Genomic DNA, 20,847 nt, shown 5'->3' on the forward strand with positions numbered 1-20,847 from the left:
AAATTAAGTTAAATCTACCGACAACTAATAAAATGTATTTATACCTACGGGCCAGACTCAGCACACAATGAGCGGATGTGATGTAACAGGTAACAGATTCGGATTAAGATTCTAACTTCCCGCTTCAATCGTTTTGCGTTGAAGATATACGCCCAATCCCTAAAACCCCACTAGCAAGATCCACCTGACTATGATCAAGCTCAATCTTCACAGGCCCTAGTCGCCGCTGCTCGCGCCACTCTCGCAGATCCTCTTCCGTCTCCAGCTTCAGCTCCGCAATCTCAAGCGCACGGTCGAACACATACTTCGAGGTGTACAGCAGCGTATAAATCCCCCGTCCCCCAGGAACGATTGGCGTCTTCCGCTTCATCCACTCACCGACAATAAACTTCACGTACAGCTTTTCCTCTGTGCCAGGCCTTGCCGGTCGTTCAATAATCTCTTTGCGCCGCACGACCTTCCAGTCCACGATCTTGCCATACCAGTGAATGCCTATTTCTCCACGCGGCTCAAACTTCTTCATCGACTGATACAGCGCCACGTATTCCAGCTGAGTGAGCAGCTTGTGATCGGAAATATTTTCGAGCGGCACATGATAAAACTTAAACTGAAGCGCATCATCAAGCTGCTGCACTTCTCGTAGCGAGCCTACCAGAACATTTTTGCCGATAAGCTTATTTTCATAATAATGCTTCGTTCCCCGTGGACGGGTCGAGCGCTCATAGGCTTTCTCAGGACTGTCCATAATGATCTCATCTAAGAAAGCTTCCATCAACTTCGTAGATTCCGGCAAGAACGGTAGAGCACCCACATTGATCAGCTCAATACTCTTGTAAAATTTATGCTCGCGATACCGCTCCTCGTCATGATAAGGAAACAGCACATATGCCCCGAACATGCTGCGCTCCAGCTCTCTCCCGCTTCCCTCTGCGTACACAATAGCGTCACGGTAACGATGCATCGTGTTAATATCCGACTCCTCCGGTCCCGGAAGCTTGTAATCCCTTCGATAAGGGGTGCCCTCATACGCTGGATTGAGCCGATATTTCGCATCAAAAATATACTTATATTCCGCATCGGAATCATTTTTCTTCAACGTCAATACATTGTCAGGCTTCTGAGAAACTGTCGGCGTATGCTCGCCACTCGGCAAGGTATTGTAGTAAAGCGTAAAAACTTCGCCGTTCTTCTGATTACGGTAGACCATCTTCGCCTTCTGCGTTTTGTCCAGCGTAACAAACACACCGGTGCGGTTCGCCTTAATAATATCCTGCTTCAGCAGCTCATACTTACGGCTCAGCAAGTCATGAATTTTGAGAAAGCACCAGTACTCATATAGCAGCGCCAAGTCCTTCATCGATAATCGGAAAAGATCGCTCTGAATAGACAAGCCCTTCATCAGCATCAGATAGTTCCGATACACTTCTCGGTAACCTGGCGCCATCTGAAGCACAAGAGATACGGACAGCTGCCTCATTTCCTTAACGTTCAAAAAGTCCAGCTTCAGCAGCCTTTGCAGCTGCGATTGCATGTCGTTCAACTTCCGCGCCAGCAGCGGGTCCTGAAGGCGTCCCTTTTCCGTTAGGCGCGCCTTCAAGTCCTTGAGTTTCTTAGCTATACGGAGCAGAACCCAACGAATAAAACGATTCTCGTTCGTATCGTAATCCACATGCCGCTTCGTCTCAATCGCATGGCTCGGGTAATAGTGTTGACCATTCATTGGAATAAAACCAAGCTTATCATCCTGTACGAGCAGCTGCGGACGCTTAGTCAGATAGGCAATGCTCTCCTTGCCCGTCTTCTTCAAGCATCCTGCTTCTACAAATCGGTTCTCCACCAGATGCTTGAAGTGAGGCGAGCTATTGATCCGCTCCACCGCCTGCACGAGCTGAACGAATACATGCTGAAGGATCGTGAAGAACTCGGTCAGACTCTGATGGCGTGTTTCCTTGAGGCCCGTCAAATTGTACGTTTTGCGCAGAAAGTCAAATGACAGGTTATAAATCTGTTGGTTCACGTCAATCAAAATCATTTGGTAATCGTTTTTGTAATCCATTTTGGCAGGAAATATTTCGAGCTGTAGCTGCAAAATAGCTTGTCCGTTCAAACGCAGCTCCAGGTCCGTCAGCCCAACCTCATTCTGAAAGTTCAGAATGCCGGATAATATCCTACTACCCAGCGGCTTCACTGCTTGCCTCAAATAAACATTTTCATGGTAAAAGGTAATCGGAATGTCCTGCTTTTTCTCAATAACAATCTCGTAAGCCTGCGTCTCATAAAAGAGTGGAAAGCTCGGTGTACCCGACTGCCACTCTAATAGCTCCTTAGTCTCTGGATGAAATATATAAATTCTCTCTATTGTAAGAGCAGTCGAGGGTACAGATACTTGCAGTTGTGCCTCAATTAGCTGATTGTCATCCGTTCGATGCAGGTGCAAGGTGTCCACCGTAGGATGGAATGGCTTTCCCTGTATGTACAGATTAAAAAGGTTAGTCTCGATTCGAAGCAGCTCGACATTCTGATTAAGAGAGCCAATAGGAGGTGAAGCCATCTTCCTCTAACCTCCGTAGCATGAAGGCAATTTTTCGAGCGCTCAGCGGGTATTTCACCTTTTCTTCCGGCTCACTTGCACTCCACTTCATATATAAATCGGATGCATCGTCCATCATATCATTGACCGACAAAGCTTTGCCTAACGCTTCTTGCATAAGCAAAAGGAGTACGCGTTTAACTGAGGAGCTGCTGCCTTGGACGCGCGGCAATATTTTCTGCAATAGCTGTAAATCGAACGCAGCATCCTCGCTCATGAGGGAGAACCGTTCGTTATAGATCATATAGAAGCAAACCGCATCCCGTATACGGAATCCAACATGTGAATGGATCTGCTCCAAAATGCCATTTACCTTGACTAACTTCGACGTTACTTTCTTGGCAAGCTCTTGATATTCCCCGTAAGCATCAATGAGCTGCAAATACTCACTACGTAGAAAAGCGTTAGAGGCCTGTGCAGTAGCAGTCTCATCTCTTGCACCCGCTTGATCAGGGAACTGCTCAAGATTGATATAGTTAAATTCAATCGTGTTCGCACGGTCAAGAACCTTTTTGCTAAAAGGATGCGTCGTCTCGTCCATATTCACCGTACCGATTAAATAAACATTTTCCGGGAGTGATAGACTTCCGTAGATCGGTTGGTCTTCGGCAGCCAGAGTGTCCTTGTTAATAAGAGGCATCGTCACAATACGGTCGCCCTGCCACTCCTGCGTTTCAATAATGCTGAGAAGATCGCTAAAATAATGCTCCACCCTAGCTAGGTTCATTTCATCTAAACAGATAAAATATGGCTTGTTCCGATTGCTCTCCTTGGACGCATCAACTAGCACCTCCGCTAACCGTCCAGGACGAAAAGCACCCGATAAATCCTTGTAGCCCAGAAGATCCGACGGATCACTCCAATCCGGTCGCACGGGGATTAACGCAAATTGATGATTATGGCTTAGCGCGCCAAGCGCTTCTGCAAATAGTTTCACTAGCTTGGTCTTTCCCGTTCCGGAGACACCCGCGAGAATGACAAAAGGTTTCGTTTTGAGTGATAAGTATAGGTTCTCAATCAAGTCATCCGGAAAGTGAAAGCCTTTGTTACGAATGTAAGATTTGATGTAACTAAGCCGTTCCGAAACCGTCAATGTATCCAAAGGCTCTACCTCCTCGTCTACTTGGAAAATATACTGATCTCCCGACTTCCTCACATAGTGAAGTTCCTCTAACCAATTCAGCATAAAGCGAGACCTGTTCTCTTGGGTGACAGTTCTCCATTCTTCTTCAAGCCCCATAGCCAAAATAAACACAGTGTTGAAATCGTCTAGCGAGAATGTACCAAGCTCCTCTACTAATGAGATCGCTAGGTTCATTACTTTAGCAAGATTCGTTGCATGTTCACCGTTCGCTTCTCCCAGATACTCTCTGAGTATTTGAACCTGCTGCGGGCTCAATCTCCATTTATTCTGATCAAAAGCTAAATAATATTCTGTTCCTTGAGGAGTTAATGAGTAGTAACCATCCTCTACAGAAATCTGGCCTAGCTCCTGCAAGGCTCTCCCCACATGCTGAATACGTTCTTTAGGGTTCTTAACATCATCCCCCGAAATAAGAACGGTTGCTTGATTGGAGATCAGCTCATCAATAGGTATTGGTCGCGAATCGTTGTTTCCTAAGTAAGAAATAATGCCTTGACCCAAATAAAGATGTGCCATTGTGTATTTAAAAGTAGGAGGTTCTTTTGTAAAATTCCTATTTGCAATTTTAACCCTGTCAGCTCTTGTACTCTTATGTAAAAGCCTAGTATTATCATGATGCAACTGATCCCATATGGGAAAGAAAATATCAAAATAGTGAAACAACTTTTCCTCTAGATTAAAATCTTCGGTAAGCACTTCATGTTTATCAAAATAACGGGTTATTCCAGTCTTTGCTCCTGTTTTATTACTAATATGGGTTAAGTAACTATCAACATCCGGAAATCGATTATCAGTATTTAACCATTCTGCGGTTAAAACAAAATTTTCTTGATGTAGCAACCGCTCAATTATAGATTTATTTTCTTTCAACATGACTATTTTTATAAAAAGTTGTTCTATTGCTCGCATGCTACTTACCCTTTTTTCTTTAACAGTTGCGTCTATCTTTCCGGATGAAGAACCTCCTGACCCAAAACAAAAGGTTACCTCAAGAAGATCTTTTTGAAACACCCATGAGTATTGAAAACTATAGGATTTATCCTCATTGATCGAAATTCCAGACCATAGATATTCCTTAGGTTGGTTGCCATAAGGAGTTGGGCTACCAATTTTCGCCTCAATAACATGATCATTCAATTGATAACGTTTCAAAAATGAATGTGCAAAGCTTGAAGCAATTTTATTATAGTTATTTAGTTGGTTTTCATGCTGTTTACGAAGCTGACTCATTAAGCTTTTCTTATCTTCCATTTTTTTATCGCTTTTTTGAATTGCTTTAACATTAGTTGATATCTGATTATAAGTATCGAATAACTGAGATTCTATTATCACATTTAGACTCATTTCGTTTACGTGTCACCTCTATTATAAAACTGCTTACTTTTTCACCATTCAATTTTAATTCTATTTCTTTTCTTTTGTATAATGTTCCGCTTGAAATCTGGATCATATTACGTTCCCCTCATAATGTTCGGGGGTTAAGGTCATACTGTCCAAGTCTCCTAGGGGCTAAAAAGTTACAACAACGAACGATTCTAGAAAAAATTAGGCAACCTATCCCCGGTTTAATACCGAGAAGCGGTCGCCGCTTAAAAACTATCTTCTCTATTTACACTGTCTACGGGGCTATGACCAATAATGCGCTTTTTTATAGATGAGTTGTCAAATCTTTTGTACAGTACCTGTATAAATAAGTGCCTCAAGATGTCGTTCTAAATTTTCAGGAATGTGACCTCCTTCGACTAGGACTCCGAGTTCCATATTTCTTTCCATTGCAGCCGCAGTAAAATTCGCACTAGTAATAAAAGAAAGTTCTCCATCAGCAACAGCACATTTAGCATGCACTGACCCTACAGATTGACTTATCTTTTTCCAAACATAGATATTTGCTGTTGAGACTGCTTTTTTCATAGCCCCCACAGAATCGAAACTGACTGCTCCTCCGTGTTCAGTAGAGGATTCAAAAATTAAATTAATACTAACTCCTCTTCTCGCTGCATCACATAATTCACGAACAATTGTTTCGACTTTATGGGCGACATAGCTGACAATGTATAGTTTCTTGGTTGAAGACTTAATTACTTGACACAATACCTGCTCAGTATGTCTAACTGGCACTACACCAGTTAATGGGCCTGTCCATACCAATTCTACGGAACTCTTCATATTATGTAAGCTTGAAGTCCAAGATGCACTACGTAGTGCTATAGACAATTCAGTAGGTCCAATATGACTATAATTCTGCCAAGCACGTTCAAATCTCTGAATCAACATATTATCAACGTTAGGACCAAAACTAGATTTTGCTCTGGAAAAATCGTTGAAGGATCCTAAAGAAGCAATTTTCCCTGCAATTGCTTCTATCCGATCTGGGTGAAGCTTCATTCCTAGCTCTGCAACAATTTGAAAAATTTCATTCATCGATTATGCTTCCCTTTTTAAGAATGCAGCTTCACTACACTCTAATGTATTAACAAGGAGAGCTCTATCGAGATATCGATTTCCGCGTTCACAAGAAGTTTCGGCGACAAAAGCACATGCATGACATGATGCAGCATGAAGAGTTCTATCTTGTCTTGGATCATGCTCCGAACACAATGGATCTGATGAGCAAATCTCTGATCTTGCCAATGCTTGATCGATAAGTCGACCAAGGTTTTCTGTTTTCCCCAACTCTACGAGCCCTCCTAATGTGCCGTCAGAGTCGGCCGCTGCAGTATACAATAGAACTCCGGCCATTGACCGTTCCAAATCATCACTAGCATATATCCGTTCTCTAATACTAGCTGCATTATATCCACATTCAAGAGCAAGCTCACGAATTAACAGATGTGCGAAAGTATGTAACATTGCATACCTAATTCCCGGATATCCTTCAACGGGATCTAACTTCCTTGCATTACGCCATCCCTGATGTCCTAGTTCTAAATTTGAATCCCGTTCTTTAACAGCTTCCCTTCTTTCCCAATCCCTTACCTCTTCTTCATTAAACTGTATGAATATACCCTCTCCATGCACTTCACTTGCTGGCGCCCATTCCGGACGACCGCGGCATAAACCCGCCATAGTCGGTCGATCTTCTGTATCTATACTTTCCTCCGGGGCTTCCACCCTTGTATAACCAATTAGTGCATTTACTTCCCTAAGTCTCTCTAATAATAATACATTAGCTATTTTATCCCGATATCTTGCTGGAGGTTCTGTTCTACGGCTTAAGAATTGTGGCCAATCACTTGGAGGAGATGATGATGTTAGTACGCTCCACTCAGGTACCTTAATATCAAGTTCCGAAACATTCTCATCAAGAGCTTGTCCATTTTTCTTATTTTGAATTGATTGCCATACTTCCTGAGGATCATACTCGCTTATACCAGGCAAGCCCCCCCTTCTGGAGAGTATCCTGATGGTTCCCCTTAATTCCTCAAGACTTTCAACGTCGACAAAATCTTCCCAACCATCAACAATAAGTTGATTTAACAGGTTATTTTGAATTGGTATCGCTAGCACTGACAATGTTATAGGAAACCAGCTATTGGTAGCACCAAGCAATACAGCCCTAGGTTCTTCATCACATGATTCGTCGTATGTATCAAGATGGGGATGCCGCCCACGACAAGCTGGTAAATTCTCTTGAGCCTCTTTCCCAAAGGCATGAACTAGGGATCTTGAAGACTCACATGGACCATCACATTTTACCCACAGATTCTCAGTTTGCAACGATGCACCCGTTTCAAAGAACCTTAATGTTCCTCTACAATCTGACGGGCCTCCATGAACAAACCAGCGCCAAGGGAAATCATCAAGATGACCATTCCTACATGCTAACAAAAAGCGAGCCGGTACTGCATCCGATTTTTTACCTTTCTCACAATTTTCATGAATAAAGTGGGTTTGCTCGGGGCGATAAGGATTAGGCTTAATTTTAAATAACCCCGAATCATATTCTGAGAGAAGCCCACATCTTACACATCTTAACCATCGTGGAAAAGGTCTAACAGGTACACCTATCTTCCCTTCAGCAGACATAGGATCCGCATTCTCGTCTCTAAGGAATGGCGGGATACGTAAGCGTTCAACTTGCGGCCCTAGAATGCGTCTTACGGCAGCAAGTAGTCTAGCCTCTTCAATAGGAGCACAATTATCAACATTCCAACGATCTAATCCCATTGTTATGACTGATAAGTTAGGTAAGTCGATTAATGCCCCTGGTCCATAGGTCCATAATAACTGAGAAGGTCGAACTGCTCCAACTCGATAAGTACTCATCTTCTACTTCCTCCTTCACCGGCACTATCGTTTTCTTTTAGCCTCCAATTTGGGGGTTCAGGAAGATTTGCTACATCCATAATTAGTTGAACACCCGGTTCAACCTCTCGTAAAGACATAGGGACTGTTACATTATCCCATGCAAGGACACCTGGTTTCTTCAGAAGAGCGACAAGGTCACCCTGACCGTATTCTGTCTCGTACCCAAGTCGCCGTCCAGGTTTAGCTGCCTCTCTTGCCCAAATGTCAATTCTTTCGGATGACATCTGAAGTGCATTATTCATTGCTTCTTCATTCTTCACCTTCCATGCTCTATTCTTCACTATTTGTTTCACATATTCCGTTTCTGGCTTAGTATGACTATCAAGATATTGGGCACCCACATTCGGGTTTAAGACACTGTGATTCATTCGCAAAAGGCTTACCATGGTTCCTGTCAGTCCCCTATCCAAGGCGCGAGGAGCAAATGGAGTAACTGATTGAGCTTCAACATGTTTATAAAAAGTGGCGTGATAATGTTCAAAAGTTTCATAGTGTGAGAGGTCACGAGGTCGAGACCATGTAAGAACAGTACAAACTAAACCAGGGAATGCACGACCTACCCGGCTGGTAGCCTGAATATATTCAGCCGTACTCTTTGGTTGCCCATTAACAACCATTAAACCTAGACGATTTACATCGACACCAACCGAGAGCATATTAGTCGCGAGTACTATATCTATGGCACGGGTCTCGCCCTTTTCCCATGAGGATTTGAACTTTACTTCTAATTGATCAAGTTTTTTAGGGATCTCTTTACTTGATACTCGCGAAGTAAGCTCATCTACATTCTTTACAGATCTTTGACTTAAGCCCGGCCTTTCAACATCACTCATCTCCACCCGATAGGAACGGGTCTGAACATCGTCTTCAGCAAGCCTGCGCATTCCACCCAATTCCCTAAGAGAATTAAAATATCCGACCACAGTCATATATGGATCGGCAGCTTGACCAAAGTGATTATACAACGATTGTGCAGCAGTAAGCATTGCAACATAAATCCGAATCAATACGGCTGGACGTGAGCTTCCCGGTGAACAGATGCCCATATAACTACGACCAGGCTTCTTTTCTACAGACCTTTGAATAGAAAAAAAATTATCTTCTATATCTAGGCCATGTGGTGGAAAAATTGATACTTCTCGTAGAAATACGTTATTTATCTGTTCAGAAGCTTTTCTTACTGTAGCTGTCGAAGCAATGACTTTGGGCCTTACACTTTTCCCATTAATATCCCAAGTGGATAATTCATCAACAATTGTTTCATAAAGTCCTACCATAGTTCCTAAGGGTCCACTAATAAGATGAAATTCATCTTGAATAATTAAGTCAGGCGGCCGAACTGATAACACATTCTTTACGGACGTAGCTGGTAGGTAACCCTTTTTCTTATGATTTCCATTACAATCAGCATCAGGCCATAGTAGACCATGACGTTGACATTCCTGGGTTACTCTACCAAAGAGCGTACGGACCTCACCTTTCCAGGCCATCATTGCAAACTTATCTACAGTAGCGATTAACATTGAAGGAGGTTGGCGATATATCTCTTCATCCACAACTAAGACTGGAAGACCTAATTTTTTAGATTTCACCTGGCTGAACTCACAACGACCATATTTATCTCCGCAGTAAATTAATGTTCTTCCAATATCAAGATCTACGCGAATATCACGTCCAGACGCAATTTCAGATCCGCACCATGGACAACTAGTAAGTTGAGCAGGAGTTGAGCCACCTCTATATTTTCCGTCACGTTCCCTTTCTATCGCTTCATGGCTTTCCTTTGTAGTGTTAGGGGTTACTTTTTGCCCCACCCACAAACCAATGGTAAAAGGTTGTGCGCCCCACAATTTCGGCTCATTTCTACGCAGTACCTCCATTGCACAAATTAATGCAGTAGCACGTTGAAACTGCTGCAAGGTTAATAGTCGGAGTGTATACCTCATAATGACAGCTAGTCCACGACCCGAATCGAGTCCTCCGAGATTTCCTTGTAATCTGCGTATACCCATGGTAAAGGCAGCTACTCCAAGATAAGCTTCCGTTTTCCCACCCCCTGTTGGAAACCACAACAAATCTGCAAATGCCTCAAGTGGCTCTGTACGATCATGGTGAGTCGGGTCAGCCAAAGCAGGAATTGATAATAATATAAAAGCCAACTGGAATGGACGCCAGGATCGATTTTTACGGATATTGATTTCATTAAGACTCAAATCTTCTCCACGACGCTGTGAGAGTGCATAAATGCTATGAATACGTTGAGTAGCCATTGCTCGATTAGCAAAACGAAACGCTTCTAACGCTTTCGAATTGGATATAAGAACAGCAATGCCCTCTCGCAATCTGTCCAAAATAAGATCGCAGCGATCCATTGCATCTGCTCCAGCTTTTTCGTACCCTATTACCGAATTAGCTATTCGTTCTCTTTGTTCATGAATCCATTTACTGTAATCATTTGTAAGAATATTCAAGGCACTTTCTAGTTCTTTGCTATCTAATTCAGCTAAACGATCCATATCGAGATACCCTGAATCAACCATTTCGCGCATTGCAGATCGATCCTCAGCTTCAAGACCAGGTGTTTCAGTCATAGGAACTGCATAATCAGGTATAACTTTTGTACTGATCTTAATTGCTTGTTCACTATCTCCATCTGCAGTAGTTGCATTCACTGATATACCATGGCCAACAGCAAACTCTACATTATGACGGTATACCATTTCCAATGATTCCCTTTCCTCGTCAAAATCCTCATTTTGAAGGATCGGCCGGCGTCTAAAAATAGCTTGATTCTGAGAGTCTCGTACTAGCAACTCAGGTTGAAATAACCAAGCTTGATCTTGATTTTGTGCTGGACTGATTTGATTGTTTATTAGGAATATAGTAACTAGTCTATCACCACTTTCAAGTGGCTTACTTATCATTCCCTGAATAACAACATTAGGACAATCCATATCAATTTGTAACGGCTTAATACTGATATCATTTAACTCGATAATTTTAGTACCACCTGAAGGTATACGTTTCCACGCACGAAGAGGTTTTCCAGTTTTTCCATTAACCTTATTGCTTTCCGCACGCTCATATCTGCCCCAACTTGCAACAAGTTCAATTTCCTTAACAGACCCATCAACACAGAAGGTAAAACCGATTGATGAAGGTACCAGTGACTGATTAGTTGATGCATCAATTTCGCCATCTGAATCTTCAGTATCAATCCGCCCACTTGTATTGGACAAGTCGTCCGCTTCTTCTATTCGTGTTTCTTGTGGAGCAAGTCTACCTACCAGATAACGGTCTCGGACACTCATGCCAACGATTTCTTCCACTGGACCACCAGCTGGACCAAGTAAGTCATCTATAACAGCACTCTGCAGTAGGTCTCGAATATAAGCCTGCTCATGGATTGTACTACCTGCTATTCTAGGGATAGATGAAAAATCTATGTCATAGGCGTTTTTTAGATTTTTTTCAAAAACAGTCCATTCAAGACGATTAATGGATTCGGATTGTATATCAGACATTCCAATAAATGAATGATTACTTTCCACTTTCAAAATACTATCAAAGAAGAGCGTGGTTTCCCGCAAACTAGATTGTTTACGGTATATTCGTGCGAACGCAACTAATTTTACTTCTTTAGATCTCTCCTCAACTACTAACAACGCGTCTCCCTCATGTATTCCTTGACTTTCGGAAGAACCAACTGTCAAAGTAAGTGTATACCTTTGAATTTCAGCATCGTTCCCTAAACGAATTATCCAAGCGTTGCACTTACCATATTCTCGAGAATGTGGTTCATCCCATTTTATTATCTTTCTACTTTCCTCGCTCATCTTCGAGCCTCCTTCGAAAGATTGAATATCTTATTTTGATTGGTCAATATTGAATAAAGTCAACTGATGTTGATCACTTATTTTTTTTTCTTTTTTAGCACTGATTGATCTGCTTGATTTAGCCTTTCCCCCCCTTGCAACGACTTTACTTATCTCATGATCATAGCAAGCATGATTAAGTTTCAAAATGCGATTAAGCACTTCGTTACGAGTTAACTGTGGAAAACTGTATCGGATACCCTGTTTAGTCTCATGGAAATCATGCTGTATTGATAGATCATACCATCCAAATGAACGAGCAACTGTCACATCCATTTCCCGATGTAATTTCCTCAAGTTTTGGATGTCCTCTGAATTGTCTGCGGGATTATGGAAACGATTATAAATGTCTGTCAAGCCATCACCTGTTGATTCCATAATTACTTTACGATGATCATGGTATTTCTGTCCTACTGACTCTAAATCATGATTTTCGATGTTTAATAAGGGGAAAGTATCAAAATAATCTGATGGCGTATATCTTAAAGTTTCCCCCAAAGTTGAACTACCTCGTCTAACCCATAAGTCATGAAACGAACTTTGGAGGGCTGCAAAATGTGCCCATGAAGTAAAATCAAAAACTACCAGCATTTCACTAAACACCTGCTTGGATGGAACTCTCACGATGGAAACATATTTGGTTACTCTTGCTATTACAAATACTTCAGGAACAGATTTAATTGCCTCATAAAGAGCGGGACGCTTATCTCCATGATGCCACCAATATTTCCGATGGGCTTCTCTTCGTGTTTTATCTCGTTGGGGTTTGACAGTTTGGCGTACTTTTTCTAAAAGTTCTGGCCATTTTTCTTCACATTCATCCAAACTCGCGTTTCGAAAATCTATTGCCCATCTGCTAGCCTTTTGTTCTGGGTGAGTATTGAGGTCTTCCCCACCTAAATACGGTAATAAAACTTGCTGATTCAACTCGCTACACCTTAGGTAGCCTTCGGCCTCTTCATCACTCAGTACAAATCCAATTCCTACTAACACTGACCCCTGATAACTTCTTTTGATATTACCAGGTAGACGTTTAGCCTCTCCCCACCCAACTTGGTCATCCAATATAGAGGATATAACATCAACTTTACGATTATCAAGATACTTTGGACCTTTCCAATTTCCTTTACGTGCCAATACTAGAGAAGCTACAACCGATGCTGTACCGGGCCAAATAAATGAGGATAAAGCAAACCGAATTACCATCTCTTGTTGTTCAATAAAAAAAGTTAGACCTGTACGCGCAGTATCTCCTTGTGCTATCGTCTTAGTTGCCAATAGACCCAGCTCTCCATTGTTGCATGTTATTAATGCCGCTCTTAAAAAAAAGAAAGCACATAAATCAGCATTCATACTTGCGTGTGGCCAACTAATAATTAGCCAGTTCATCATAGTATCACCAATACCATTTCTTAATCGACGCCCACCCATAAATGGGGGGTTTCCAACAATAGCATCAAAACCACCATTTTTTCGTATAAACACCTCTGGAAACTCTAAGGGCCAGTGAAATGGTTTTCTCACTGGATCAATTGCATAAGTTATCTGAGCTTCAGAATTAGCTAACTCTGATATATCTGAATATTCGCTCACCACATGTTCAACATTGATAAGGAGTTCATCCAATGCCTGCTCCAGTAATCGAGAGTTAGAGCCCGACCGTAAAACTTCACTAATCAGAGCATCGGCCACAATCTTAGCAATATTAAGCTTTTTCATTGCTTCACTATTTAACCGTGATATAGCTTCTACATCACGAATATCTATTATTGATATCTCACGCATTTTTCTTCGAATTAGAACTACTTCAGAAATAAGCTTTTCTATTTTTTGGCTGAAAATATTAAGCTGTCGGTGAGAATGTTCCGGATTAAGACTTAATAAAGTCAATTGATCAAGCTTGTATATGCCCATCAAGCTATCACCATGGCGTAAATTATGATCTAAAAAGCCGAAAGGTCGTCCCTTCGACATAGTTACCAACCAAATTGACAGCTTGGATAACTCCACAGCCAATGGGTTGAGATCTACACCATAAATACATTTCTCTGCAACAAATCGTTTTGCGAAAATAAGTCGCTCATCTAAGGATTTGGGCATTGGTTCATAAAAATCTAATTGATTACAAACTTCTCCGTTGATCGTTATAATTTTTCCATTTCTTTCTTCTACTCCCCATGACTCTACAATGCGTTCCGCCAACCAACGACATACTTGAACGAGAAACGCACCAGAACCCATTGCTGGGTCACAAATTTTAAGATTCAACAAATATAATGAAGGCTTTAAGATCCAATCTTCACGTTGCTTACCTTCCGCCGGGCCATTATATACTAATGGCTCTAAGGTATTAGCAACGATGCGCTCTGTTAGTGATTTTGGTGTATAGTGAGTACCAGTTTCACGACGATCTACTCCGATAGTAACTACAAAAGCATTAGCTAGGTACACAATAGGATCATTCCAAGCATCTGTTCGTATCAAGTGTATGAATGGTTGTAATCGTTTTACAAGTGTTACATCGCCTCCACATACCGCAAGCAATCGACTTGTCAGAGCCTCATCAGCCGTTCTATTAAGGGCATTCCGTATAGCGGAATCACTACGTTCTGTGGCCCCCATTATAAGGTTTACAAGTTTCTGCTCCCCTTCAGCTAATTCTAATTCAAGTTTGTACAATGAAACATTAGGATTTTTCACTTTTTGTGAGCCTATTAAACCCAAGGTCACTTCTGGTACTCGTACGACAGTTTGCTCAAGTAAACCTTCATATACATGTCCTATTTGTTCGACATCTAGTGCTCTATAAGATAATTGCAATGCTCCGCCATGTTGCTGCAATATTTGTAATGATTCTAACAAAAGAAGAACTGTTCTGTTATCAATTGGTAAAGGTTTAGCTTCGAAATCAAGCCATTTGGTTCCTTTTGGCCTACCCTCTAAAAAAGGAAATTTATCTGGGTCAAATAAAGAGCCTCCTAGGGCTGGCATTCGAAGGGACTCATGGTCAATTCCTCCAAAGACCATACGAAAAACCGCTAGTAATCGTGCCCAAGCATCGTATCGACGCTCTAACATTTCAGGCCCATGACGGTCGACCTCTTCCACTAATTGACTACGCAAAGTTGAAATTGCATAATGTTGTTCATAGAAGTGATCTCCCAATAACAATAATCCTCTTTCTTCTGCACAGAGCACGAACACCAATCTCATCATAACTGTAAGACCTGCTTCATAGAGCTCAGCCGTTGTAACATTCTGCAATAACTCACGGTTTCGATCTTGATCAGATTTATCTAGACATTGTATTAGTACTTCAACCGCACGACGAACTTGTTCACCTAAGGTGTCCGTCACATCGTCCTGATGTTTTAAGGATTCTTCTAGTAAAGCATCTAAAGTTTCATCCTGAGGACCAAAGCAACGCCGTACTCCTAATAATGACTGGAAGGCCTTCAGCGTTACAGGCTCTTGAAACCAAAGTCGTGAATACCACGAAGCATGACTGGATGTCTCACCTAATGGAGCGTTTATCAACACCCACCGCTCGCCATTGGTAACGAGACCGAGTCTAACACTAGAGTTTCTACATAACAATGTCATTCTCTCAATAAATGAATTTGGCCAACCATCATCGTGCTGAACCGTCTCAAGATTCGTTTCTGGTGACAGGACAGAGATAAATAGCCTTGGATTTTCATCTTGATTACTCTTTACAACCCAATTAGGCATAAATAGTCCAGGAGAGGTTATACTAAAAGGCAAGGATAATTCAGAGTTCGAAATCAAAGAATAACTATCATATTCTAAAAGTTCAGTAATCACTATCCATATCCATTCACTATGAAGCTCGGGTAGCAGCGAATCTCGATCGTCAATAGCATCACACCATTCATCATAAGCAGAACGAAGACGTGCTCTGCTTGACGTTTCTATTGTCTCCATTCCTTGTGGAAATGCTTTTTCTAAGAGAGGAACCGTTAAAAAAGGACCCGATACTTCAATTAGCGACAACCACTCTGTATGTTTACTCACTCTGTTTCATTCCTTCCGAGTTCCGATTCTGGTACAAGAATTATAACCGCTACCGGAAACGTTCGATCAACTAGATTTTTATATCTATCTACTATAGCTACCACTTCACTTTTTCTCTCATTTGGAATACGTTTGAGTCGCTCCTTAAGTGCATCTATATCACGACGAAGCTGATTTCTTTGATCCTCTGGCCAAAGCTGCATCTCAATTTGCTGTGGCCCTTGATCCTTTAATTCGTTTTTTATGCTCTTTTCCAAGTCATCAAGAACCGTTAAAACATCCTTAATTTCTCCATCTTTCCGTCGGTCTAAGGTGCTTTCCAAATACTTTAATCTATCACGTGATCTAGCCTCAACAGTTGCTAGAATAGATTTTTCTTGGCTTTCATATCTTTCTTTTAGCGAGTCAAATAATGATTTGGATGGTTCCACAGCAATCGATTGTTCAATAAACGATTCTAATCTACCCAATTGTGTTATTCTAGAGAATCCACTTCTTCTTAGCTCCCCTCCTGATAACGTTAATTCTTCATGAAGGCGCTCATGATTACCGCCAATGATAACTAGTCGAGACCAGACTGCGACAACTGGTGCGATAAATTCCCTGTCAGAAACTAACCGAAACGATATACGATGGAGTTGCTTAACGTCATCTAATTTCCATAACTCCTCACGTAATAGGCGTAAACTCATCTGGACAAGTTTATGATTCAAATGTGCAAGGACGACATCGTCTCTTCCTTTTGCTACGTTATGGTCAAAGGTTATAGGGCGACGCACACCTGTATGCGGATGGTCAAGCCCTATTGTCGCTCTCCCCCATGATCCAGGTAATATAGGCACCTCAAACGCACTCCCATTAGATATACCCGATAGGGAATATGGTTTAAGTGCTGGTTTTCCCGCAATTTCCAAAGCTATTCCTACTGCTCTTTCAATATTTCCAGGCGAAAGATGATACACCTCTTTTGCCTCCATTAGCCTCGCATGAAGACGACATATCTTTTCTTCCATCCTTCTTTCAGCAGCAACAAAACGACGAGCTTGGGCTGCTTTAGTCTCTGCGATACTTGTATCCATTGAATTACGTCTCCCAAGCATCGCTTCTTCTATTTGTGATGCGATAACAGGACCAACTGTACCTAAGTCCTCCCGAATCCTATCAATTTTAAGAACAGCACGCATTAGATATTCATGGTCACCATTAACCTCACCAACTCTAATTTTTCCATGTAAGCTATCAGATTTAAAACCCTTTCCAACCGGATGCCAGATATATACTTCTTTTCCCTTCTGGCCGTGTCGATCTATTCTACCGTTACGTTGTTCCATAACGTTTGGATTCCACGGAATCTCGATATGAATAAGGTAATTACAGTGATTCTGCAAATCTATGCCCTCAGAAGCAGCATCGGTTGCCAATAAAATACGAACTGGGGATATATGTGGGTCCGCTTGGAAGGCTGCTTTAACAATTTCCCGTTCATCGGGGAGCATGCTCCCGTGCAGAAACATCAGCCTCTCCCCACCATAACCATGAGTAGCTAGAATTTGGTGTAACCATGTATGTGTAGCACGATACTCTGTAAATAATATCACGCGTTTATTATTCAATCGCCCATCTTGCTTAAGATGAGTATCCAACCAACTAAGTATTGCTTTTGCCTTTGAATCCAAACGGTTTTTAAATTTATCAGCCCAGCTAGAAAGGCGATCTAACATTTCCATCTGTGTTACTGTTAAAGGAACTGTAAGCTCACTCGCTACTTCTATCGCCTCATTATAGAGCTGCTCAGCTTGGGCATCATCAGAATATTCTTCTTCAGTGCGCATGATCGCCTTTCGAAGAATACGGTTATCTAATGTTTCTTTAGCAGGCCTTATCCACCCTTTTCTAAGGGTTTCTCTGTGCTTCTCTAGTGTTGTTGCGAAAGCCATAGGAGAAGAAAACAGTCTCTTTTTAAGCAATGTATGAATGAAATCTGTCCCATACTCATAACGAGTTCCACGAACACTACTTGATCTACTAGTCATGTATTCTCCCAGTAGTTGATGAATGTCTCTCTCCTCATCAGAGTAGTCAATTTCTAGACACTCTAGCTTTCGAACAGGGAAAACAGGCTGGCCCTTACTATCTACTATGTCACTTTTAAGACGGCGAACCATTACCCGTTGAAGTTGCTTTTCATCAGGCATTATTGTTTTCGTAAATCGCTGATCGTCTAGTAGTTCAAGTAATGAAGTAAAAGACTCCTGATATCCGTTATGGGGTGTCGCACTCAGAAATAAGTGATGCGAAAAATGTGGTGATATGGTGCGAATTAGTTTTGTCCGTTGGCTCTCAAGTGCATATTGACTTGAAGCCGATGGCGCTATATTATGTGCCTCGTCCACTACCAAAATATCAAATTTGCGTGGATAGGTTATTTGAGAAGAAAGAATGTCTTTGAGCAGACGTAAACCTTCACCGCCTTTCATCCAGTCCATAGACGAAATAAGTCGTGGAAAGGAAGTCCAAGGATTAGAATGGATTCCACGCTCGCGGCGGAGTTGTTTAATATAATCAGTATCAACAATTCGAAACTCAAGACCGAATTTTTCCTGCATTTCAGTTTGCCATTTCACCTGAAGGGAGGCAGGGCAAACAATAAAAACAGTCCGTGCTCGATGACGGACTAGAAGTTCTTGTATTACCAAGCCAGCTTCAATTGTCTTTCCTAAACCTACGTCATCTGCGATTAATAGATTAACACGAGCCATATCAACAGCCCTCACAAGAGGATCTAGTTGATACTCTTCTATAGATATCCCACTACGAAATGGAGCTTGTAGAAAGGACCGATCTGCATTAGTTGCTGCTCCCCACCTTACTGCATCAAGGAAAGCTTCGAGCCTTTCGTTAGTATCCCATCCAGTAATCTGAGGAAGACCCGCCTTTTCCATAACTTTTGCACCAGGTTCTATCTGCCAGATGACTTGAAGGTCTTCTCCAAGAGAATCTTCCTCTAGAGAAGCGAGGGTTACTAAATGCTGTTGCCTACTTAGATCAGTTGAGAATGAAGAGCCTTGAACCTGGCTTACTACCCAATGACGTCGTCTAACTTCAACAAGTTGCCCCGGGTCGGGGACGATTTGACTATATACAAATTGTTTATTATTTTTGCCCACCATTAGACGCGCCTCCGAATACCTTTATTGTAGGCCTCGTTGTATGCTACGTGTGCTAATAAGCTCTTGCCAATAACTTCACCTAGTTTCACGGGAACCGCATTCCCAATCATCCTACCGACTGCTTTAATACTAAAAGTCTCTCCTGGTCCAACAAAACTATAGTCTTCAGGGAAACTTTGGAGAATTGCTCCCTCGCGTAGGGAGATTGCTCTATCTTGTTCCGGATGACCGAATCTGCCATTACCAAAGCCAAAGTATTGTGTAGTTATTGTAGGGGCTGGTCCATCCCATTCCATTCTCCCATAAACACTTGGATAAGTTTTACCGGAGCTTTTCTTATGACAATCAGCTACAAGATCTTTATCCCAATCTCGCCATGTCCCCCCTGGTCGCGATGCTTTAATACGTAACAAATTAGTCTCAGAGAGTGCAGAAGATTGGTGTAAAAGATCACTAGTACAAACCTCACCAGCATCAATATGAGGGAGATTAGATATCGCATCCCGTACGGTTATAGGTTTAACCCCTATCTCAGAAGGACTTAGAAGTTCAATTTCACCAAACTTTGAGGCAAGTAGAACTAATCTCTTACGTTGCTGGGGGAGACCATAATCCGCACAATTTACAATTTGATAACTCACATGATAATTAGCATTCTTTAAGTCTTGCAAAAACTTTATAAAAACATCTTGATCAATTAGACTAGGTACATTCTCCATAGTAACTAATTCTGGAGAAATCTCCCTTATTAATCTCGCAAATTGCATTAGCAGCCACCAACGTTTATCAGACTGATCTGCTTTACGATTGTATGTAGAGAATGTCTGACATGGGGCGCACCCAGCTAGCAACTTAATCCCATTTTTTCTGTACTTTTTTTTCAACTCATCGGATGAAAGATCTTCAACGTTTTTCAGAAGAAACTGAGCTTTATTATTCTGGTTATAGGGATAACTGCAAGCTGGATCAATATCGATTCCTAATCGAACATCAATTCCTGCATTCTCCATGCCCTTTGTTAAGCCACCTGCACCACAGAATAAATCAATGGCGTAAATTTTTCGTTTTGGCATAAGTTTTTTTAAGGAATTTTGTTTACTATCCATACTGTTATTCTCCTTAAGCTTTAATTGACATACATTAAAAAAATACAATCATGATAATTATGAGCCCCTTTGCAGGTAAGGAGCAAAAATCCGAACTATTTATTCTAGAATGACTAACAGACCTGTTCAAAAATCCATCAATATCAGAATAAAATAAAATGCACCAATGCGAAAAAATATAGTAAAAGGGAAGTACTACTACCACCTTAAAACCAATAACTCAAGGTATATTTTCATTGAGTTGTAATTAGAACTGCTACCCTCCCACTACTATAACACACTCATCTTTGACCCTAAACTCATAGATTATAACAATCATGCGGATAGCTTCAATGTGCTTGAGTAGTTAGCTCCACTCTACAAGAATGGTGGTCGTCCTCCCGTTGATCCAAGAGTTTTTCGAATGAACTATTTATACTTTACCTGCCCGAAAATCTCTTCTGGAGAGGCAGAAACTTTGTCTTGAACTTTTTCACTAAACAGTGTTTAACCTGTAACATTTAATTTGCTTTCCTTCAATAACCTATTTGTTGAAGTAATTAATACTTAAATGCTGACTATCGAACACATGAATTTTCACTGTCTTATTAGGCTTGTAATATATAGTAATAAGCAGTTA

The 20,847-nt window shown here is 41.5% G+C and carries 8 protein-coding genes; all 8 read right to left on the reverse strand.

All coding sequences use genetic code 11. From position 1 onward, the window contains the following. Window positions 1-124: 124 nt before the first annotated feature. The 8 genes from ASG81_RS08825 to ASG81_RS08860 all read right to left on the reverse strand — a co-directional run bounded on the left by ASG81_RS08825 (window position 125) and on the right by ASG81_RS08860 (window position 20,228). The gene (locus ASG81_RS08825; protein ID WP_056632103.1) at window positions 125-2,551 is read right to left on the reverse strand and encodes a restriction endonuclease-like protein; all 2,427 of its coding nucleotides are present in this window, start codon (window positions 2,549-2,551) and stop codon (window positions 125-127) included. Next, entirely contained in the window at window positions 2,523-5,078 is a 2,556-nt protein-coding gene (locus ASG81_RS29690; RefSeq protein WP_235548785.1) for an McrB family protein, read from the reverse strand. The genes ASG81_RS08825 and ASG81_RS29690 overlap by 29 nt, the downstream gene beginning before the upstream one ends. 318 nt (window positions 5,079-5,396) lie before the next feature. Next, a complete protein-coding gene (gene drmC / locus ASG81_RS08835; RefSeq protein ID WP_056632106.1) occupies window positions 5,397-6,155 on the reverse strand; it encodes a DISARM system phospholipase D-like protein DrmC in 759 nt (252 codons plus the stop codon). A gap of 3 nt (window positions 6,156-6,158) precedes the next feature. Next, a complete protein-coding gene (gene drmB, locus ASG81_RS08840; RefSeq protein ID WP_056632108.1) occupies window positions 6,159-8,000 on the reverse strand; it encodes a DUF1998 domain-containing protein in 1,842 nt (613 codons plus the stop codon). Next, entirely contained in the window at window positions 7,997-11,878 is a 3,882-nt protein-coding gene (drmA, locus tag ASG81_RS08845; protein ID WP_081417208.1) for a DISARM system helicase DrmA, read from the reverse strand. Before drmA ends, drmB begins: the two co-directional genes overlap by 4 nt. Before the next feature lie 30 nt (window positions 11,879-11,908). Next, window positions 11,909-15,952 (reverse strand): Eco57I restriction-modification methylase domain-containing protein, encoded by a 4,044-nt coding sequence (locus ASG81_RS08850; protein WP_056632111.1) that lies wholly within the window; start codon window positions 15,950-15,952, stop codon window positions 11,909-11,911. Next, window positions 15,949-19,122 carry a DISARM system SNF2-like helicase DrmD gene (gene drmD, locus ASG81_RS08855; protein WP_056632112.1) on the reverse strand — a complete coding sequence of 1,058 codons (3,174 nt, stop codon included), beginning with the start codon at window positions 19,120-19,122 and terminating at the stop codon, window positions 15,949-15,951. The genes ASG81_RS08850 and drmD overlap by 4 nt, the downstream gene beginning before the upstream one ends. Next, window positions 19,122-20,228 (reverse strand): DNA cytosine methyltransferase, encoded by a 1,107-nt coding sequence (locus ASG81_RS08860; RefSeq protein WP_056632116.1) that lies wholly within the window; start codon window positions 20,226-20,228, stop codon window positions 19,122-19,124. The genes drmD and ASG81_RS08860 overlap by 1 nt, the downstream gene beginning before the upstream one ends. Window positions 20,229-20,847: the final 619 nt, after the last annotated feature.

This window comes from Paenibacillus sp. Soil522, from assembly GCF_001428245.1.
GTDB lineage: Bacteria > Bacillota > Bacilli > Paenibacillales > Paenibacillaceae > Pristimantibacillus.

Coding starts and splice junctions, on each gene's coding strand:
- ASG81_RS08825 (WP_056632103.1), bottom strand. CDS start 2,551: ATGGCTTCACCTCCTATTGGCTCTCTTAATCAGAATGTCGAGCTGCTT.
- ASG81_RS29690 (WP_235548785.1), bottom strand. CDS start 5,078: ATGAGTCTAAATGTGATAATAGAATCTCAGTTATTCGATACTTATAAT.
- drmC (WP_056632106.1), bottom strand. CDS start 6,155: ATGAATGAAATTTTTCAAATTGTTGCAGAGCTAGGAATGAAGCTTCAC.
- drmB (WP_056632108.1), bottom strand. CDS start 8,000: ATGAGTACTTATCGAGTTGGAGCAGTTCGACCTTCTCAGTTATTATGG.
- drmA (WP_081417208.1), bottom strand. CDS start 11,878: ATGAGCGAGGAAAGTAGAAAGATAATAAAATGGGATGAACCACATTCT.
- drmD (WP_056632112.1), bottom strand. CDS start 19,122: ATGGTGGGCAAAAATAATAAACAATTTGTATATAGTCAAATCGTCCCC.
- ASG81_RS08860 (WP_056632116.1), bottom strand. CDS start 20,228: ATGGATAGTAAACAAAATTCCTTAAAAAAACTTATGCCAAAACGAAAA.